The sequence below is a fragment of the Chryseobacterium sp. P1-3 genome, assembly GCF_000738495.1.
In the GTDB taxonomy this organism is placed as follows: Bacteria; Bacteroidota; Bacteroidia; order Flavobacteriales; family Weeksellaceae; genus Chryseobacterium; species Chryseobacterium gallinarum.
Genome location: NZ_JPEQ01000002.1, coordinates 58,146 through 78,055, shown reverse-complemented (window position 1 = coordinate 78,055; position 19,910 = coordinate 58,146). Strand labels below are relative to the sequence as shown.

14 protein-coding genes and 4 pseudogenes are annotated in these 19,910 nt (G+C 36.0%); 7 read left to right on the top strand and 11 right to left on the bottom strand.

Annotated elements, in window-relative coordinates:
- Window positions 1-23: 23 nt before the first annotated feature.
- The 7 genes and pseudogenes from rlmD to HX13_RS00950 all read right to left on the bottom strand — a co-directional run bounded on the left by rlmD (window position 24) and on the right by HX13_RS00950 (window position 9,309).
- Window positions 24-1,434: pseudogene (rlmD, locus tag HX13_RS00975) on the bottom strand (23S rRNA (uracil(1939)-C(5))-methyltransferase RlmD).
- Between the two features lie 107 nt (window positions 1,435-1,541).
- Window positions 1,542-2,759 (bottom strand): TlpA family protein disulfide reductase, encoded by a 1,218-nt coding sequence (locus HX13_RS00970; RefSeq protein ID WP_238554936.1) that lies wholly within the window; start codon window positions 2,757-2,759, stop codon window positions 1,542-1,544.
- Entirely contained in the window at window positions 2,695-3,084 is a 390-nt protein-coding gene (locus tag HX13_RS23095) for a hypothetical protein (protein WP_238554935.1), read from the bottom strand. The genes HX13_RS00970 and HX13_RS23095 overlap by 65 nt, the downstream gene beginning before the upstream one ends.
- Before the next feature lie 873 nt (window positions 3,085-3,957).
- Window positions 3,958-4,722 carry a succinate dehydrogenase/fumarate reductase iron-sulfur subunit gene (locus tag HX13_RS00965; RefSeq protein ID WP_050019586.1) on the bottom strand — a complete coding sequence of 255 codons (765 nt, stop codon included), beginning with the start codon at window positions 4,720-4,722 and terminating at the stop codon, window positions 3,958-3,960.
- A 28-nt stretch (window positions 4,723-4,750) separates the two neighbouring features.
- Window positions 4,751-6,764: pseudogene (locus tag HX13_RS00960) on the bottom strand (fumarate reductase/succinate dehydrogenase flavoprotein subunit).
- A 16-nt stretch (window positions 6,765-6,780) separates the two neighbouring features.
- On the bottom strand, window positions 6,781-7,443 hold the full coding sequence (locus tag HX13_RS00955) for a succinate dehydrogenase cytochrome b subunit (RefSeq protein ID WP_050019585.1): 663 nt from the start codon (window positions 7,441-7,443) through the stop codon (window positions 6,781-6,783).
- 144 nt (window positions 7,444-7,587) lie between these two features.
- A complete protein-coding gene (locus HX13_RS00950) occupies window positions 7,588-9,309 on the bottom strand; it encodes a ComEC/Rec2 family competence protein (RefSeq protein ID WP_410493097.1) in 1,722 nt (573 codons plus the stop codon).
- A gap of 690 nt (window positions 9,310-9,999) precedes the next feature.
- Here HX13_RS00950 and HX13_RS00945 point away from each other — a divergent pair.
- A complete protein-coding gene (locus tag HX13_RS00945; RefSeq protein WP_050019583.1) occupies window positions 10,000-10,575 on the top strand; it encodes a DUF6705 family protein in 576 nt (191 codons plus the stop codon).
- Window positions 10,576-10,718: 143 nt separating this feature from the next.
- On the opposite strand, the gene HX13_RS00940 is transcribed toward HX13_RS00945, so the two are convergent.
- Together HX13_RS00940 and lpxB are read right to left on the bottom strand one after the other, a co-directional pair.
- The gene (locus HX13_RS00940) at window positions 10,719-11,810 is read right to left on the bottom strand and encodes a glycoside hydrolase family 99 protein (protein ID WP_050019582.1); all 1,092 of its coding nucleotides are present in this window, start codon (window positions 11,808-11,810) and stop codon (window positions 10,719-10,721) included.
- Window positions 11,811-11,857: 47 nt separating this feature from the next.
- Window positions 11,858-12,965: pseudogene (gene lpxB, locus HX13_RS00935) on the bottom strand (lipid-A-disaccharide synthase).
- 164 nt (window positions 12,966-13,129) lie between these two features.
- Here lpxB and HX13_RS00930 point away from each other — a divergent pair.
- The 4 genes from HX13_RS00930 (at window position 13,130) to HX13_RS00915 (ending at window position 15,642) form a co-directional block, all read left to right on the top strand.
- Window positions 13,130-13,639 carry a DUF2480 family protein gene (locus tag HX13_RS00930; RefSeq protein WP_050019581.1) on the top strand — a complete coding sequence of 170 codons (510 nt, stop codon included), beginning with the start codon at window positions 13,130-13,132 and terminating at the stop codon, window positions 13,637-13,639.
- A gap of 1 nt (window position 13,640) precedes the next feature.
- On the top strand, window positions 13,641-14,066 hold the full coding sequence (locus HX13_RS23090; RefSeq protein ID WP_050019580.1) for a hypothetical protein: 426 nt from the start codon (window positions 13,641-13,643) through the stop codon (window positions 14,064-14,066).
- A gap of 184 nt (window positions 14,067-14,250) precedes the next feature.
- Entirely contained in the window at window positions 14,251-14,901 is a 651-nt protein-coding gene (locus tag HX13_RS23085; RefSeq protein ID WP_238554933.1) for a hypothetical protein, read from the top strand.
- 81 nt (window positions 14,902-14,982) lie between these two features.
- Window positions 14,983-15,642 (top strand): DUF937 domain-containing protein, encoded by a 660-nt coding sequence (locus tag HX13_RS00915; RefSeq protein WP_050019578.1) that lies wholly within the window; start codon window positions 14,983-14,985, stop codon window positions 15,640-15,642.
- Between the two features lie 55 nt (window positions 15,643-15,697).
- Here the strand turns inward: HX13_RS00915 and HX13_RS21730 are convergent, their stop codons facing one another.
- Together HX13_RS21730 and HX13_RS00910 are read right to left on the bottom strand one after the other, a co-directional pair.
- Window positions 15,698-15,817 (bottom strand): 30S ribosomal protein THX, encoded by a 120-nt coding sequence (locus tag HX13_RS21730; RefSeq protein WP_082129141.1) that lies wholly within the window; start codon window positions 15,815-15,817, stop codon window positions 15,698-15,700.
- A gap of 305 nt (window positions 15,818-16,122) precedes the next feature.
- Window positions 16,123-17,517: an MATE family efflux transporter gene (locus tag HX13_RS00910; protein WP_050019577.1), complete on the bottom strand. Its 1,395-nt coding sequence runs from the start codon at window positions 17,515-17,517 to the stop codon at window positions 16,123-16,125.
- A gap of 111 nt (window positions 17,518-17,628) precedes the next feature.
- Here HX13_RS00910 and HX13_RS00905 point away from each other — a divergent pair, with 111 nt between their 5' ends.
- Window positions 17,629-17,988 (top strand): ankyrin repeat domain-containing protein, encoded by a 360-nt coding sequence (locus tag HX13_RS00905; RefSeq protein ID WP_050019576.1) that lies wholly within the window; start codon window positions 17,629-17,631, stop codon window positions 17,986-17,988.
- A gap of 134 nt (window positions 17,989-18,122) precedes the next feature.
- A pseudogene (gene aspS / locus HX13_RS00900) lies at window positions 18,123-19,878 on the top strand (aspartate--tRNA ligase).
- Window positions 19,879-19,910: the final 32 nt, after the last annotated feature.

Sequence of the window (19,910 nt, the reverse complement as noted above, 5' to 3'; positions counted from 1 at the left end):
TTGAAATTCAAATTTAAATAAATTTATTTTTTAATCAATAAAGCAATGTTTTCAACGTGGTGTGTTTGCGGGAACATATCTACCGGCAATATCTTAACTAATGTATAATGGTCTTTCATTAAGGCTAAATCCCTGGCTTGTGTAGCCGAATTACAGCTTACGTAAACCACTTTTTCCGGAGAAAGTTTCAAAATCTGTTCCACGACTTTCTGATGCATTCCGTCCCTGGGAGGATCAGTGATTAAAACGTCTGCTTTAGGATGATTAGCCAGGAAGTCGTCATTGAAGATATCTTTCATATCTCCACAATAGAAAGTCGTATTTGTAAGTCCGTTCAATTCCGCATGTTCTATCGCTGCATCAATAGCTTCCTGTACTGATTCTATACCGATTACCTGTTTTGCGTTTCTTGCCACGTATTGAGCAATTGTTCCTGTTCCCGTATACAGGTCATACACTACTTCATCTCCTTTCAGATCTGCAAATTCCAATGTTTTCCTGTAAAGCTCCAAAGCTTGCTTATAATTTGTCTGGAAAAATGATTTTGGCCCGATTTTAAACTTCAGCCCATCCATTTCTTCCATCAGATATCCTTGCCCGGAATAAACATTAATATCCAGATCGTAAATTGAGTCATTGGCTTTTGGATTAATGGCATACACCAATGTTTTGATTTGTGGAAATTTCTCTAATATAAATTCAAAAAGCTTCTCCCTGTTTTCTTTTTCTTCTCTGAAAAGCTGGAATAGCACCATCCATTCTCCTTTAGAGTTCTGTCTCATCATTAAGGTTCTCAGGAATCCCTCATGATTTCTTACATCAAAGAAATCCAGTCCTGTTTCAACAGCATATTCTTTTACAGCCAACCTGATTGCGTTAGAAGGGTCTTCCTGCAGGAAACATTCTTTAAGATCCAGAATTTTACTCCACATTCCCGGGATATGAAAACCTAGCGCATCTTTACTTCCAAAGTTTTCTTCAGAGCTTATTTCATATTGAGTAAGCCATCTCGCATTAGAGAAAGAGAACTCCATTTTATTCCTGTAGAAATATTGTTCTTCAGAGCCCAATATTGAAACTGTTTCAAAATCTTCAATCCCCCCGATTCTTTTAATATTGTTATATACTTCTTCCTGCTTAAAAGCCAATTGCTTCTCATAGCTCATATTCTGCCATTTGCACCCTCCACAAGTACCAAAATGAATACATTTAGGCTCTACTCTGTAAGGTGATTTCTCAAGAACCTCTATAGCTTCGCCTTCATAATATTTTGACTTCGCTTTTTTTTACTCTTATATTAACAATATCACCCGGAATTGCACCTGAAACCATTACTGTTTTACCCTCATCTGTTCTTCCGATTGCAACACCTTTTGCTCCTGCATTAACAAGTTTGATGTTCTCAAGAATTATATTTTTTTTCTTCTTACTCATTCTAAAATTTTCTATTTTCCTGATTGAAACTTCACATTTCAGTTTGCAAAAATACAATAAAAAAAACCTTATCCGAAGATAAGGTTTCTATACTGTGTTAAAGTTTATTATTTTGTTGGAGCCGGCTGCGGATTTGCTGGCTGTGGCGCTTGCTGCTGAGCAGAAGGTGCAGGCTGTAGTTGCGGCTGCATCTGCATATTTGGATCTACTTTTGGAGCTGATAACCCTGTCAGTTTATCCAGAATAGTCACTAATTCCTGCTCACCAAGGTTTACAAAAGATCTGCTGGCAATTTTGCCATCTTTATCAATGATTACAAAACAAGGTAATTTGAACCCGTAAACACCATATTTCTTTGCTATATCAGATTCCATTCCGCCTTCTGCATATACATTGACTCCCTGGATACCTTTCAGTAGAGAATTACTTGTTTTTACAAACTGATCTTTTGTATCATCCACATTAACGTATACAAAATTCATTTTAGATTTATAAAAGTTAACCACTTCCTTCAAAACAGGAATGGTAGCTTCACTGATATAAGGATTCCATGAGGCGTAGAAAAACAACATATAAGGCTTACCTTTGTTTTCAGAAAGCTTATAAGTTTTTCCGTCTTGCTTTACTAAAGCCGCTTCAGGGGCTGCTTCTCCGATTTTAAGACCTGTAATAGCCATCTGCATTTTAAGTAAATCACTTTTAATCGTGGCATCTTTAATATCGGAATCAATAATTTTCTTGATCTTTTCAATCTTATTCGCCGGGGTTGTCGGGTGAATGTCTGCCTGTGCCATTACAAAAGCCAATAAATAATCTTTCGCAGTCTGAGAGATATCTTTTTTAGTTTTTAAATACTTGGCAAATAATTCAGAAGTAGTAATATCTGTTTTTCCTTTACTGTTAGCTTCCGCATATTTCTGGAAATCCGGAGTCATCTTTACCAACAAATATTGTCTGTAAAGCGGAATTGTTTTCACCATTGCCTCTTTATCATCATCCAGCTTTGTTTCATAGTCTTTGAAAGCTTTTGAAGCCTTATATGACGGATTACCAGACATTGGACCATGTGACATTTCATAGTTGGCTAGCAAATTAAGTATTGTCACCTTCACATCATTCTTTTTCCATTCCAGCAATGCTTTACTAGGGTTAAATTTCTTGGCAAGCTCATCTACATTTTTATTAATGTCTGATTCTACTTTATGCATTCCTTTTAAGAATGTAGCTTCATCTCCGCTCATTAACTGACCTAAATTGACACTAGTACCATAGTCTCCTAAAAAATTTCTGGCTTCCCTGAAGAAAGTCATTATTCTTTTTAGCATCACCAGTAATAATATATTCATTAGGGAAAGTAGCACCATTTCCTGAGATGTTAACTTTTTGTCCTCTCTCAAGGTAGATCAGGTTTTGTCTGCCGGCATAGTTGATCACATACATTCCATCTTTAGGAGCTTCAAAACTTCCGGAAAAGTTTCCGTTTTTATCTAAACCAATATTAACCAAAGGTAAGGTTCCCACTCCAGAAGCTTCTACAAATTCGATTCTTTCCAGTGGAGAACTTCCGGTAATTTTTCCTTTTACTTCTACTTTTTTTGAACAAGACATCACAAAAACTGTGATGATAAACAATAAAAGATATTTTTTCATTTCAATTTTTAATATTACACAAAAATACGCTTTTTAGGGCATCTTCATTCACACTGAATATTTTTTTTTGAAAATTTTATTACACCTGGTCATAAAGGACATTGCTCCCCTTTTTTCCGCGTTATCATCTTCAAAAAAAGCACCCGAAAAGCTTTTTTTATTATTAGTTTAACTATTCTCCAAATATATACTTATTCAGCAAAGAACACCTAAAGCCAATCAATAAGTTAACAAACTTTAACAGCAAAAAGATAAGCACAAAAAAAATCGCCTCCGAAACGAGAGCGATTTTTAAGTATTTTGAATCAATTCTATCCTTGATCTACAAGAGCAGACATGTATTCTCTATATTATTCTCAATAATATATATCCTAAAGCTCTTCATCTTCTACCCAATCTGCAACAAAGTATTCTAAATCTTCCCTCTTGTAGTGTTTAAGGAGATATATAATTTACAGTAAACATAATCAATATCCCCATCCATAGTCATATGTTGTACAATAACCCGACATAAAAGGTAAAGGAGCCGCGGAACAATAACAATTTGAAGAGTAAGTTTTACAACTTATGCCTTGATAACTGCAATAGCCTCCACAAAATCCATCGTTACCGTTTATTCCGCTCTCACTATTAAAAGCCCCACTAATAGTTCTCATTTCATTTCTTGATAATTTTTTTTTTAAATTTTCTCATGTGTTTTTATTTAGATTTATCTTATAAAGATATCCACTCAAAAGCATTGAACAACACTACAAACCACTAATTAACAAAACATTAACCCGTTCAATTAAAAATTATCTAAGAAATATTAAATAAAAAAAAATACCGTTTTTACAAACGGTATTTTCTATTGATAAAATTAATTTTATTTTTCTATCCTTGATCTACAAGAGCAGCCATGTATTCTCTGTTCATCCTTGCAATGTTTTCAAGAGAAATACCTTTAGGGCATTCAACTTCACATGCTCCCGTATTTGAACAGTTTCCGAATCCTTCTTCATCCATAGCTTTCACCATGTTCAGAACTCTTCTCTTAGCTTCTATCCTACCTTGAGGAAGCAATGCATACTGAGAAACTTTAGCTCCCACAAATAGCATTGCAGATCCGTTTTTACAGGTAGCTACACAAGCTCCACATCCGATGCAAGCTGCAGCATCCATTGCTCTGTCTGCGTCTTCTTTCGGAACCGGAATTGCATTAGCATCCAACGTATTACCGGAAGTGTTTACAGAGATGAAACCACCTGCTGCCATCACTCTGTCGAATGCGCTTCTGTCTACCATCAAATCCTTGATAACAGGAAAAGCAGCACTTCTCCAAGGTTCAATAACGATCGTTTCTCCATCTTTGAACATCCTCATGTGAAGCTGACAAGTTGTAATACCTGTATCAGGACCATGAGCTCTACCGTTGATGTATAGTGAACACATCCCGCAGATTCCTTCACGACAGTCGTGGTCAAAAGCGATAGGTTCTTTACCTTCGTTAATTAAATTTTCGTTCAGGATATCCAGCATCTCCAAAAAAGAAGAGTCTGTAGATACATCTGATATTTTGTAGGTCTCAAACTGACCTTTAGATTTATTATTTTTTTGTCTCCAAATTTTCAGCGTAAGATGTAAGCCTTTTTTTTGCACTCATAATGTTATATTTATAGGTTGGAGATTATTTGTAACTTCTAGTTTTAACCTCGATGTTCTCGTATATCAGTTCTTCCTTATGCAATACTTCCGTATTGATATCCGGTCCCTGATATTCCCAAGCTCCGACGTATTTGTAGTTTACGTCATCTCTTTCCGCTTCTCCATCCGGAGTAGAATGGTCTTCACGGAAATGTCCACCACAAGATTCGTTTCTGTGTAGTGCATCGATAGCCATTAATTGTCCTAATTCCAGGAAGTCTGCCACCCTGAATGCTTTTTCAAGCTCAGTGTTCATTCCTTCACCTTCACCAGGTACTTTTACATTTTTCCAGAAGTCGTTTCTTACTTCTTCAATTTCTTTAATTGCTTCTCTCAACCCTTCAGGAGTTCTTCCCATCCCTACTTTATTCCACATGATGTGCCCAAGCTTCTTATGGAAGTAATCTACAGAATGAGTTCCTTTATTATTCAGGAAGAAATCAATTTTCTCTTTAATCCCTTTTTCTGCTTCATCAAAAGCCCCTGAATTAGTTGGGATCTCCCCTGTTCTGATATCTGCAGAAAGGTAATCTGCAATCGTGTAAGGAAGTACAAAGTATCCGTCAGCAAGACCTTGCATCAATGCAGACGCCCCCAATCTGTTAGCACCGTGATCAGAGAAATTAGCTTCGCCGATTACAAAACATCCTGGGATAGTAGACTGAAGATTATAATCTACCCATACTCCTCCCATTGTATAGTGAACAGCAGGATAAATCTTCATCGGAGTTTTATAAGGATCATCTGCTGTAATTTTTTCGTACATCACGAACAAGTTACCGTATTTCTCCTCAACCCATTTCTTACCAAGGTCATAGATCTGCTGATCTGTAGGGTTATGAATATGTTTTTCGATAGCAGCTTCTTTACCTTTTTTAATGATCTCTGTAGAGAAATCAAGGAAAACTCCTTCTTTAGTATCATTATTTTCGATTCCGAATCCGGCGTCACATCTTTCTTTAGCTGCTCTGGAAGCAACGTCTCTCGGTACAAGGTTACCGAATGCCGGATATCTTCTTTCTAAATAGTAATCTCTGTCTTCTTCTTTAATATTTTCAGGTCTTAATTTGCCTTCCCTGATAGCTACTGCATCTTCAATTTTTTTTAGGAACCCAGATTCTTCCTGAGTTTCTTAATGATTCAGACATCAGAGTCAGTTTAGACTGCTGGGTCCCGTGAACCGGAATACAAGTCGGGTGAATCTGTACATAGCAAGGGTTTGCAAAATAAGCTCCTTTCTTATGAATTTTCCAGGCCGCAGAAACGTTTGATCCCATGGCGTTGGTAGAAAGGAAATATACGTTTCCGTATCCTCCAGAAGCGATTACTACTGCGTGAGCAGAATGTCTTTCAATCTCTCCTGTTACAAGGTTTCTGGCGATAATTCCTCTTGCTTTTCCGTCAACAATAACAAGATCCATCATTTCATGACGGTTATACATTTTGATTCTACCTTTACCGATCTGACGGCTCATCGCAGAATATGCACCTAATAATAATTGCTGACCTGTTTGCCCTTTTGCGTAGAAAGTTCTTTTTACCTGAACCCCACCAAACGAACGGTTATCTAACTGACCTCCGTAATCTCTTCCGAAAGGAACTCCCTGGGAAACACACTGGTCAATAATATTTGCAGAAACTTCAGCCAATCTGTAAACATTAGCTTCTCTCGCTCTATAGTCACCTCCTTTGATGGTATCATAGAATAATCTATAGGTAGAGTCACCGTCTCCCTGGTAATTCTTAGCTGCGTTGATCCCTCCCTGAGCTGCGATAGAGTGAGCTCTTCTTGGAGAATCCTGATAACAGAAAGCTTTTACGTTATATCCTTGCTCAGCCAAAGTAGCTGCAGCAGAACCTCCTGCCAGACCTGTACCTACAACAATAATATCAATCTTATCTCTGTTGTTTGGTGCAACAAGGTTCATATGGTCTTTATGATTTTTCCATTTGTCCTTTAATGGACCTGCAGGAATTTTTGAATCTAATTTACTCATAATTAGTATATTGATATTATTGAGTTATAAAATGGAAAATTGCGATGAAAATAAATCCTGCAGGAATAAGGATAGAATACCATTTCCCCACAGCTTTAATCACCGGCGTATATTTTGGATGTCTTGCTCCAACAGACTGGAAAGAAGACTGGAATCCGTGTGCCAGGTGTAATCCTAATAAAACAAAAGAAATTACATATAAAGCCACTCTCCAAAGATCAGCAAACTTCTCATGAAGCTCCGGCCAGAAACGTTCTGCATCAGGAGATATTCCTTCCACATACTTATAGTTAATTTCATGTAACCAGAAATCATATAAGTGAAGCGCCAGAAAAGCCAGAACAACCGCCCCGGAAATGATCATATTTCTGGACATCCATGAAGAATTCATAGAAGGGTTGTTGGATTCATACTTTACCGGACGTGCTTTATTATTCTTGATCTCCAGCACAAACCCCATTACAAAATGAAATATTACTGCAAAGCCAAGAATAGGCTGCATTAAGAACTGCACAAAAGGATTATAGCCCATAAAATCAGAAGCCGTATTGAAGGCGTCCTTATTCAGAACTGATAACAAATTGGTCGTCAAATGCAGTATAAGAAAAATCAGCAAAAACATAGCTGATAATGCCATAGCATATTTTCTACCTATCGTAGAACTCGTTAAACCTGCCATATAAGTTTAAATTTGAATTTCCCACAAAATTAAGAAATGTTAACAATATCGAAAAGTGAGAAATCTCACAATTAGCCAGTTTGTAATCTTTCTAAATAAGAGTAAAACACGTTATAAATAGAGAAAAACCCAAAATAAAATTCATTATTCTATATCATAAACCTTATTCATGAAAACAACTTTCTGTACCGTTTGCGGAAATGTTTTTATTTGAAAATCACTCAGCCTTCTAGAATAACAATAAGGATTAATGATAAACCGCTGAATTTTTTCCTGATCACTCATATCCGAGATCCAGAAACAGACTTTATCTCCTCTTTTCACTGAAAAAATCTTCGTTTTACCAAAAGTATAAAACAATATCTCTTCCTTTTTATTTTCAAAGATATCAAACCCGGTCCGGATCATTAAAAAGGCCAGAACAGCCATCATCAATCTTGCAGTGTTTTTAAAATTCGTTTTGATAATGAAAGATCTTGAGAGATAAACTATTACAAAAACCAATAAGACTTCAATCAGATTCATTGAAATATTTTCAAAAAATAAAAAATCGGCCTTAGCAAACCAATGAATAAGCTTAAGTACCAGATGAATTACAACATCATACATATTGCTGACAAAGTCTGGATTAATATTCAAAGCAATAAGGACTGTCATTAAGAAAGAAAGTACAATAATGATTTCTGAGAAAGGAACAATGACAAAATTGGCAACTATGGAAACCATAGAAAACTGGTGGAAATAGTACAAAACCAAAGGAAGTGTGGCCAGCTGTGCCGATAAAGAAATGGAAATGGTATTAAATATCAATTTTTTAAAATAATTATCCTGTATCGGAAAATAGCGTAACAGGGGTTGGTTTAACCAGAATATCCCCAGAACCGCCACAAAGCTCAGTTGAAATCCAATATCGAACAACTGCTGTGTATCCAGCATCAGGATAATCAATGCAGACAATCCCAGAGAATGCAGAAGATCTGGCTTTCTTTGAAGAATAACGTAAACAAAATAGATATTCAGCATCATACAGGAACGCAAAACCGAATTGCCAAACCCGATAAGCGCTGCAAATAACCAGATGAAAACCAGACTGGCAATAATACTATATCTTCGCTTTGATAAAGGAGAAAACCGTCTTAGCATAAAATAAAATATCCCGAAAATCACCACAATATGAGTGCCTGAAATAGCCAGTAAATGCATAAGCCCTGCTTTACTGAAGTCCTGTATGGTATCCGGATCCATGTCTGTTCTGTCTGCCAGAATGATTCCTTTTAAAAATTCTTTGGCTTTCCCGGACATGGCTGCAGCATCAATTTTCTTCAGGGCATCCAACCTTAATTGCCGGACTTTATCCATACCATCCGGATCAGTATTCTCAACGGATGAAATTTCGGATGAGGTATAGCACTGATATGAAATGTTTTTCCGGTTTAAATATCGTGCATAGTTGAATTGAAAATCGTATAATGGAGCTTTAGGTTGCACTACATAAGCTTTTGTCTTATAAAAATGCTTAAAATCCAATGTCTGATTTTCTTTCGGGATATAGATCAGAGAATGAAAAAGCCTGTTATCCGCCTTTACCGTTCCTTCATATTTCCTGGATTTCTCATTTGAATTTAATTTTCGGGAGATTTTGAAAATAATTTCTATCCTGTCTTTTGCAATTTCTCCGGCTTCAGGTAAAAAAGTATTATAAAAGTGCAGGATAATTCCCATTATAAAAAACAAAATCCCCAGCAAAATGTTTCTTATTACATGCAAGAAATAAGAATGAAAAAACAGGGAAATGATTATTCCCAGCCCTGAAATGATCAAAAAGTAAACAGCTTTCCGCCCCAGGAAAAACTGATCCTGAAACACAATTCCCAGAATAAAACACAGGGTCAAAATAAGAAGCGGCTGTTTGTTCAATTCAAATAATTATCTCACCAAAATAGGAAATTAATCTTTTCAATACAGGCTCCGGAATTATCAAATAATCTTATAAATCAGATTAAAAAGAACAATACAACACTTGATTTTATTCTAAGAAAATTAAATAAGAAATGACAAAAGCACCTTATAAGTAGTTTCATTCTTCAAAAAAGCTCCTGGTTTTTGATTATTGTTTTTTTAAACACTTTTCAACAATTGAAAATTACTTTCTATGGTGTTTATTACCTTACATTGTTTTGTTCTGCTACATAAAAAATCACATAATTGTGATAAAGGCAGTATATTTGAAAATATAAAATATTTATGATGAAAAAAACAACTCTCTGGCAGCTCTTGCTGGCAATTCTCACCTTTTTCTTTCACTCCTGTATTCATGATGAAACCTCAAAGACTTAACTGATTTTGGTAAGAATGGAAATACCTATATCAATCCCGATGGCACGATCAATAATTTAGGTGCTGAAATGTTATTTTTCAAGATGTTAAAAAGTATGGGATTGGATGGAAAAATTAATCTACAAAGAATAGAACTTGACAACACAATACACATCATCGAACTAAACACCAGCAATCAACTCATTACAACATCTTGCTCTTAAATTAAATAATTAAAATATGGAAACAATAAATACTAAAACAAAAATATTATTCTTTCTTTTTACAATAAGCGTATTTTCTTGCAAAGCACAGCAATTACCATTAAACACTTCTTTAAAAAATATTCCTATGAATGCTTATGTAAAAGATTTGAATAATGAACTATATCAATATACAGGAGCTTATAAAACTAATTTTCAAGGAAAAGAAATTATTTTACATATAACAAAAGAGGAAAATAAATTAATGGACTATGGTGATCAAAAATTTTACAGAGATGCCTTAGTTATAAAATACATTGTTAAAAATTCTTCTGGTACAGTGTTGCAGGATACTAAAAATAATGCTACTTCAAAAATAGATTTTTTTAGTATCGGTACTAAACCTGATCAAAATAAGATAACATTCTCATATAGTGGTACAAATTGTAACGTTGGCTGGGGAAAAATTATTCTAAAAAAAATAAATGATACACAAATTTCCTGGGAATACCGTCCCAACGATATTATTATGGATGACAGTAAATGTCCTCCTGGAACAGACATTAATATTTATTTACCAGAGACAAAAGATTTAATTTTTACCAAGCAATAAAAAAGGCCGTTCACCATCTGTGAAAACAGCCTTTTTTATTAAATTTCTTGTATCTCTATCAAGAAGGGTTTCGTTTAAACGATGCTTACTCCATACTATTTAGTGTGGTACACTTTCATTTTATTCTAAGCTAATACATTAAACTATTTCTCCTTCAAAAACTGATCTGTCAAGCGTTTAGTTTCTTTGATATAAAACCATGGATCTTTACCATAGTCTTCATAAGTAAAACCTCCGGATTTTTTAGGAATTGCAGGTTCTATCTGTGTACCTTCATGCCATTCATTGAATGAAGTAATTCCGATAAAATCCGGATTCACTTTTGCTGCAGCATCAAACATATTTTTGTAATACCTGCCATTATCACGGTTTTTGAAATTCGCCTCATTCCATGGGCGGATGCGGGTATCAGAATAGCCCGGGCCTACACAGGGAATAAAAATAAGATGGTGATCTTTCGCAAACCCGGAAAGGTAATCCCAATTAGAAGTAGTGCTGCCAAAAACAAATCCCTCACTCGCAAAATAAGTATAAAAGCCATCAAAACCGGATTTTTCAAAAAAAACATTATCATTCTTTTCTACCCATAATCCTATGTATAATGCATCCAGGTCGCTGTTCCTTACTGACATAGCTCCATCTTTGGAAAGCAATTTCATCCATTCTTCAGCAGGAATTTTATAGCTGTCATAAACATAGTATAAAGGTTTTCCATCTTTTTTATAGAAAGCATGATGACGGGAATATGTTTTCACAAGGTAAGAAAGCTGATCTTTCAGTTCTTTAATGGTTTTATAAAAAGGTTCTATGTGAAAAGCCATTTTCAGATTAAAACGGTCCGCCATATCCAGATATTTCATAACACTCTTATCTGTAAAAGAGTCTTTTCCTAACCAACTTATAACAACGACTCCAACACCTGCTTCTTTCATCATTTTCATATGCTCCTCTATAATTTTTGAGTCGTTCGAGCTATAATTGCCTAATGCCGGATAAAAGTTAGCCCCGATATCATCTCCGCCTTTATAATGTCCCAGATTATTCCATTTTGGATTACTCCAGTGAGGGATAATTTCATGGTTCCAATGTTGTAAGCTACCATCCGTTGCCTGATTCCCATACCAGCCATAATAGAATATCTGTAGCTGATCCCTGGATTTGTTTTTCTGTGCAAAGCTATTTGAGAAAAAAAATATACCAACAAATAGTAACAGATAACTTTTTAAATGATTCATTTATAATTTGACAATTTAAATTCTTTTTTAGGAAATGTGTGGTAACATTATATAACCTTCAAAATCACCTCAGCAGCATGATCGCTGGCACCTTTCCCACCTAGTTTTTCTCTCAGAAGGTCGTAATCGTTCAACACCTTGTCCCTTTTCTCTCCTGATAAGATCTTATGAAGTTCATCTACCAGATTTTTAGTATTCAAATCATCCTGGATTAATTCTTTTACTACTTCCCTATCCATGATCAGGTTAACCAGCGAAATGTAACTGATATTTTTCACAAGTCTTTTAGCAATAGCATAAGAAATCTTACTTCCACGGTAGCAGACCACTTCAGGAATATTCAATAAAGCGGTTTCTAAAGTAGCCGTTCCTGAAGTCACCAAAGCAGCTTTTGAACACCTCAGCAAATCATAAGTCCTATTGGAAACAAAGTGAACATTATCATCTACATATTTTTGGTAAAATTCTTTGGGAAGGCTTGGAGCTCCCGCAATAACAAACTGGTAATTTTTAAAATGTGGTCTCACCGAAAGCATTATTTCGAGCATTTTCTCTACTTCCTGTTTCCTCGACCCCGGTAATAAAGCAATAATTTCTTTTTCATTGAGCCCATTTTCTTTTTTTAAAAGTCTCAATATTGATCTCCTGCAGACCGGAAATAGCATCCAGCAACGGATGCCCTACAAAATGGGAGTGTACTCCATGCTTTTTATAAAAATCTTCTTCAAACGGAAGAATTACCATCATTTCATCTACATATTTTTTGATAATTTCCACTCTGCCTTCCTTCCATGCCCAAAGTTGTGGAGAAATATAATACACAACCCTGATTCCGAGTTCTTTGGCAAATCTGGCAATTCTAAGATTAAAACCCGGATAATCTATCAGGATTAAAACATCAGGTCTGTTTTTCTGGAGATCTTCTTTGCAGAATTTAATGTTATTTAAAATGGTTCTTAAGTTCATAACTACTTCCAAAAACCCCATAAAAGCCAGATCACGATAATGCTTAACCAGAGTACCGCCCTGGGCTTTCATCAGATCTCCGCCCCAAAATCTGAAGTCCGCATCCGGATCTTTTTGTTTTAAGGCTTTCATTAAATTACTTCCGTGCAGATCACCGGAAGCTTCTCCTGCAATAATATAATATTTCATTTCTTCCGAAATCTTTTAATATGTGTTTAATATCCATAAAACACCTTTTCAAGCTCTGCATGATACTTAGTCCGGATCATGGGAGCTTTCTATGGTAAGGATAGAGAACAAATTAAATATATGTTGATCTTAATTTGTAAATTTGTTCAAAGATAATGATAAAAATGTCAGAAGAATTTGAAATCCGGAATAAAGTTGCAGAAAGCGGCCTTGTAAATTTTGACCTTACTACCCTGCTTCCAAAAGGGGAAAGAAAAGGTATTGACCTTAAAGATTTTCTTTTCCAGGAGATGATTCTGAAGGAGAAAGATTTCCGCGAAAAAGTAGACAGGATCAATGTGGAAGAGTATAAAGATGCTTATATCTATATCTATAATTCTGTGGACACTATTATTCCTTTATGGGCATATTTTGTATTAACCGCAAAACTTACGGATGTTGCGAAAAAGATTGTGTTTGGGTACCGTGAGGATCTGGAAGTAATTCTTATGCACAATGCTATTCAAACCTATGATTTTGAAGAAATGAGAGGAAAAAGGGTTCTTGTGAAAGGATGCTCTGATAAGGAAATTCCGGAAAATGCATACATAGAGCTCGTGGAACAGCTAAAGCCTATTGTAAAATCCTTAATGTTCGGAGAAGCCTGCTCGAATGTTCCTATTGTAAAGAACTAATATGGGCAAATATATATCTGCTGTATTTCTATTTTTTATTTTTCTGGGGATATATTATGCCGGAAGTTTTACAAAGATTCCTTTTGCTGACTGTGTAGGTTTTATACTAAATGCTGAAAAAGGAGGATGGACTAGTGTTGCTACAGCAACCAGTCATTTTCTATATATTAATACGGTTGTTTTAATTAAAACTCTAACCAGACTTAATGCCATTGAAGCAAGCCGCCTTTTGGTCATTATTTCGGGAGCCGCTACAGTATCCATCATTTTTCTTACGGTTAAAAGCATTACCAAAACAGAATGGATTGCGCTTACCAGTGCTTTTATTTTTGGCTTCAGCTTTTCTTTTTGGAGGAATGCCGAAATTGTAGAAGTATATACTTACAATTCCCTATGGGTAAGTCTTTTTTTTCTTTTCTATGGTTAAAACTTTTTCAGAAAATAAAAGAAATTATATTATATTCAGCAGTCTGTTTTTAGGAATTAGTCTTTGGGTCCATATACAGAATATCCTCCTGATTCCAGCCTTATTAGTGTTTCTTTTTTATTTCAGACAACAGAAAAAATATTTTTATTCATCTTTATTTCTTTTTGCAGTATTGTTCTCGTCCTTGTTTATATTAAATATTTCTCAAGGATATCCGATCAATTCACCCTATTCATCAGACCAAGGAAATTGGGTAGAAGATTCTTTAAAAAAAGATACCATACAATATGTAAAAGACTTTTTCATCTCCTTTGTATACCTGTTTTATAATTTCAATTTTTTTATATTTTTTGGAATAACCGGAGCAATTTTATTATACAGGACAAACAGGAAAATGTTTTATGTTTTTGCTGCAGGATCTGTATGTGTTTATGGATTTTCTACCTTCTATGCTGTTTCTGATAATTATGTATTTTTTATTCCTTTCAATATTATTTTTGCTCTTTCTATTGGCTATGGTCTATCCTCTGCCAGATATTCTTCATTTGGAAGATATTCGTGGACATGCCTTTTCATTCCTTTGGCATATGTACTTTGTTTTCATATTGTACTTTCTACTGAAAGGGGAAAAGAAATTCATAATTTCAAAGCGTACAAAGGCGGACTGAATTATTATTTACTTCCATGGATGAATAATAATGTGGGCATTCTGGAATTCACTATTGATAAAAAACAAGCTCCGGAACCGATCCATTGGATGACAGCCAGCGCACTGGAATACATAGAATTATTAAAAAGCAAAGGATATACTGAAGAGGAGATAAAAAAACTTTAACAATAATTATGATCTGATACCATTTTGTGAGGCATATTTTTTGATAACTTTGGTTCAATTAATACATTAACAAACACAAACATGAGCTTAATCGACCTACTTACAGGGAACACCAGCAATCAGGTTGCTGAACAGGCTGAGAATAAATTCGGAATCAGCAAAAATCAGGTCATCGCCCTATTGGCAGTAGCCACACCTCTTATTATTTCCTATTTAAGAAATAAATCAAAGGATGCCAAAGAAGCAGAAGCTTTAAACAATGCTTTAGATAAAGATCATAACGGAAGTATCTTAAATGATGTATCACAGATTGAAGCAAGGCAGGCCGAAGGAGGGTCTATCCTTGATCATATATTCGGAGGGCAAAAAAGCACAGTAGAAAATCAATTATCGCAGAATACAGGAATTTCAATAGACAAAATAGGTCCTGTCCTTGCTATGCTCGCTCCGGTTGTAATGGGCTATATCGGGCAGCAGAAGCAACAAAACAATGTAGGAGCAGGAGGTTTGGGAGACCTTTTGGGAGGTATCCTTGGAAATGCTTCCAATCAGGCTCAGACCCAGCAATCCAATCCCTTGAATGACATTCTGGGAAGCGTGCTTGGAAATGGAGGCCAATCTCAGTCATCAGGAAATCCCCTGAACGATATCTTAGGAAGCGTTCTTGGTGGCGGAGGGAACAATAACCAACAACAGCAAGGAGGCTTAGGAAGCATTCTTGGAAATATTTTCGGAAAATAATTAATTTAATTTTTATAAAAAAAGACCAGAGAACTATTCTTTGGTCTTTTTATTTTTACTTTTTAGATTTTTCTTCAGAGGCTACAAAAGATTTTGATGCTTTTCTGGGTCTTCTTTTTCCATAATTGCCTGAGTGAATTTTACCTCTTCTCGTTTTTTTGTCTCCTTTTCCCATAGTAATAATATTTGTTGTAATAACGAAGTTAGAAAATATCGGTCTAAATTCCAACCTATTAAGTTGTTAAATTTTTATAAAAGAAAGGAAGATGGAAGATGGGAACTGAAAGTTATTGCAGTCTACAGAGCTATTAAAATTCAATTTTATTCATGTCTTCCAACCTGTTTAGTTCTGATTCGAAGCTGGAAAATGAAAGTCATAGTGGCTATAAGAATAATTATTCGTCTGGTTTATCTTCTTTAAAGTAAAATCAATAATGCATTGACTGCAACTTCCAGCCTCTTTCTTCCAGCTTCCAGCTACTAAACCTTAACGGTCTTCCATTTTCCCCTTTTAAATAAAATAAAGGCTACTACCGTAATCAAAGTCTCTGCTGCCGGAATTGAAATAAAAACACCTTTAGGTCCCAAATCCAGATGTTTTGAGAGAAAATAGGCTAAAGGAATCTGAAACATCCAGAAGCCAAACAGGTTAACCCATGTAGGTGTCCAGGTGTCGCCGGCTCCATTGAAAGCATTAATCATCACCATTCCTATTCCATAAAATATAAATCCAATACTCATAATATGCAGCGCATTTTTAGCAAAATCTTTAATCTGCGCTTCCTGCGTAAAAAAGCTTACCAGAAAGTTTCCCAGGAAAATAAACAATAAACTTACAATTAACATGAAAATTACATTATACTTCACTGTTTTCATGACAGATTGTTCTGCTCTCAGCATTTCATTAGCACCCATATTCTGCCCTACCAGAGTGGAGGCAGCATTACTCAGTCCCCAGGCCGGAAGCATGAAAAACATCATCAACCTCAGCGCTGTCTGATATCCCGCAGATGCATTTTCACCTCCGGTTGTTGCCACAAGCTCAGCAAGGAAGATCCAGCTGCATGAAGCAATGACAAATTGGAAAATTCCGGGAGTTGCAATGTTTACAATAGATTTAATGAGTGGAAAATCGGGGGTAAAATAGCTCATCTTAATCCGGATCTGCGTATCTGCAATAAGGAGATGATACAGCTGATAAAGTACCCCAATACTCCTTCCTATTGTGGTGGCCAGTGCTGCACCGGTCAATCCCATGGCGGGAACAGGACCTAGTCCTTTTATTAAGACCGGGCAAAGAATGATATTGGCAATATTGGCAATCCATAAACTTTTCATAGCTATGGTAGCATTTCCTGCCCCTCTGAAAATTCCGTTGATTAAAAATAAAAGCATAATAATAGTACTGCTTCCCATCATGATTCTTGTGAAATTTTTTCCATAAGCGGCGGCCTCTGGCTTTGATCCCATTAAAATCAGTATTTCTTCTGCATAGATTACACCTGCCAGGCTTAAAATAAAGGTTACAATGAATGAAACCAACACTACCTGTGCCGCACTCCTCGATGCCTGTTCAGGATTTTTCTCTCCTATTCTTCTTGCAACCAAAGCAGTGGCTGCCATACTCATCCCGATAGCAATAGAATACATGATGGAAAGAACCGATTCTGTAAGCCCAACAGTCTGAATGGCAAAACCGCTCTCCTTCAAATGTCCCACAAAATAGAGATCTACTAATGCAAATACAGACTCCATAGCCATTTCGAGCATCATGGGTATTGCTAAAAGAAGTACTGCGCTCCGGATATTCACTTTCGTAAAATCGGTATCTTCTCCATTAAAAGCCTTTTTCAAAAAATCAATATATTTTGTCATTTTCCAATCAATAATTTAGATGAAATCAAAAATACAAATCCAATTATTATCAAAACTTAGCAATTGGTAATAAAATTTAATTAGATTTGTATATTCTTAAAAATAGTTCTTATGAAAAAAATAATCTCTATCACTTTTCTATTTGGATTGTTCTTATTCGCCAATATGCTTTCTGCGCAGCAGCTTACACAAGCGAAAATGAAAGCAATCAATTCTGATAATGTAGCTGCATTTAAAAAGCAATTTGCTCCGGGAGATTACAGCAAATGTTTCACAATTGGCCAGGAATCTTATAGCCCACTTGGCTTCAGTTCTCTATATGGAAGCCGTAATATCATCAATTTCCTTCTGGACAATAAGGTAGATATTAATAAAAAATGTAAAGACAAAACTCCATTACAATTAGCGGAAATGGGGAAAGGAGTGGAAACGGCAAAACTGTTGATACAGCGCGGGGCCGTCAGAAACTAAATCCTTTTAAAAATAAACAAGACTTCCGAAAGGAAGTTTTTTTGTTTATAAACCCTACAAAAATCTTATCTTTGCCAACGAAAAATTCAAGGTTCAAAACTGAACCTTAAACATTGAACTTTAAACAAATAATTATGTTTCGATCACACACCAACGGAGAACTATCTCTGAAAAATCTAAATGAAGAAGTTACACTATCAGGATGGGTACAAACGATCCGTGATAAAGGATTTATGATTTGGGTAGATCTTCGGGATCGTTACGGAATTACTCAGTTGGTTTTTGACCAGGACCGTTCTTCTGCACAATTGATGGAAGAAGCCAAAAAACTGGGTCGTGAATTTGTGATTCAGGCTACCGGGAAAGTTATTGAAAGAGTCAGCAAAAACCCGAATATTCCAACCGGAGAAATTGAGCTTTTAGTAGAAAAGCTAACGATTCTGAATGATTCACAACTCCCTCCTTTCACCATTGAAGATGAAACGGATGGCGGAGAAGAATTAAGGATGAAATACCGTTACCTGGATATCAGAAGAAATCCGGTAAAAGATAAATTGATCTTCCGTCATAAAATGGCTCAGAAAGTAAGAAATTACCTGTCTGATGAAGGCTTCATTGAAGTGGAAACTCCTGTCCTAATCAAATCTACTCCGGAAGGAGCAAGAGACTTTGTAGTACCAAGCAGGATGAATCCGGGCCAGTTTTATGCATTACCACAATCTCCACAAACTTTCAAACAGCTTTTGATGGTAGGAGGTATGGATAAATATTTCCAGATTGTAAAATGTTTCCGTGACGAAGACTTACGGGCAGACAGACAGCCGGAATTTACACAGATCGACTGTGAAATGGCCTTTGTAGAACAGGAAGATGTGATGAATGTTTTTGAAGGAATGACCAAAACTCTTTTAAAGGACATTACCGGAAAAGAATTCGGCGATTTCCCGAGAATGACATTTGCTGATGCCATGAAGAAATATGGAAACGATAAACCGGACATCCGTTTCGGAATGGAATTCGTTGAACTTAATGAGCTGGTAAAAGGCAAAGATTTCAAAATATTTGACGACGCTGAACTGGTTGTAGGAATTAATGTTGAAGGATGTGCAGAGTATACAAGAAAACAAATTGATGAGCTTGTAGACTGGGTAAAAACGCCCACAGATCGGAGCATCAGGTATGGTCTGGGTGAAGTTCCAGAATGACGGAGTGAAAACCTCATCGGTAAATAAGTTCTATAATGAAGATGATCTGGCAAAAATTATCGAAAAATTCGGGGCAAAAGAAGGGGATTTAATGTTGGTTCTTTCCGGAAACGAAAATAAAGTCAGAGCGCAGCTTTCTGCATTGAGAATGGAACTTGGTAACCGTTTAGGATTAAGAAAAGGAAATGAATTTGCGCCACTTTGGGTGGTTGATTTCCCTTTACTGGAATGGGATGAGGAAACACAAAGATACCATGCGATGCACCACCCTTTCACTTCTCCAAAACCGGAAGATTTCCATTTGCTGGAAACAGATCCCGGAAAAGCAAGAGCTAATGCTTACGATATGGTTCTGAACGGAAACGAGATCGGAGGAGGATCTATCAGAATTTTTGATAAAGATCTTCAATCAAAAATGTTTGATCTTTTAGGATTCTCGAAAGAAGAAGCAGAAGCCCAGTTTGGATTCCTGATGAACGCCTTTAAATACGGAGCTCCTCCACATGGTGGTTTAGCATTCGGTTTTGACCGTCTGGTAGCTATCCTCGACGGGAATGAAGTCATCAGGGATTATATTGCGTTCCCTAAGAATAATTCAGGCCGTGATGTTATGATTGATGCTCCGGCACCGATTGCTGATACACAACTGGATGAATTGGAATTAAAATTGGATTTGAAAGCATAAATGAAAAGCGGGGCATTGCCCCGCTTTTTCAT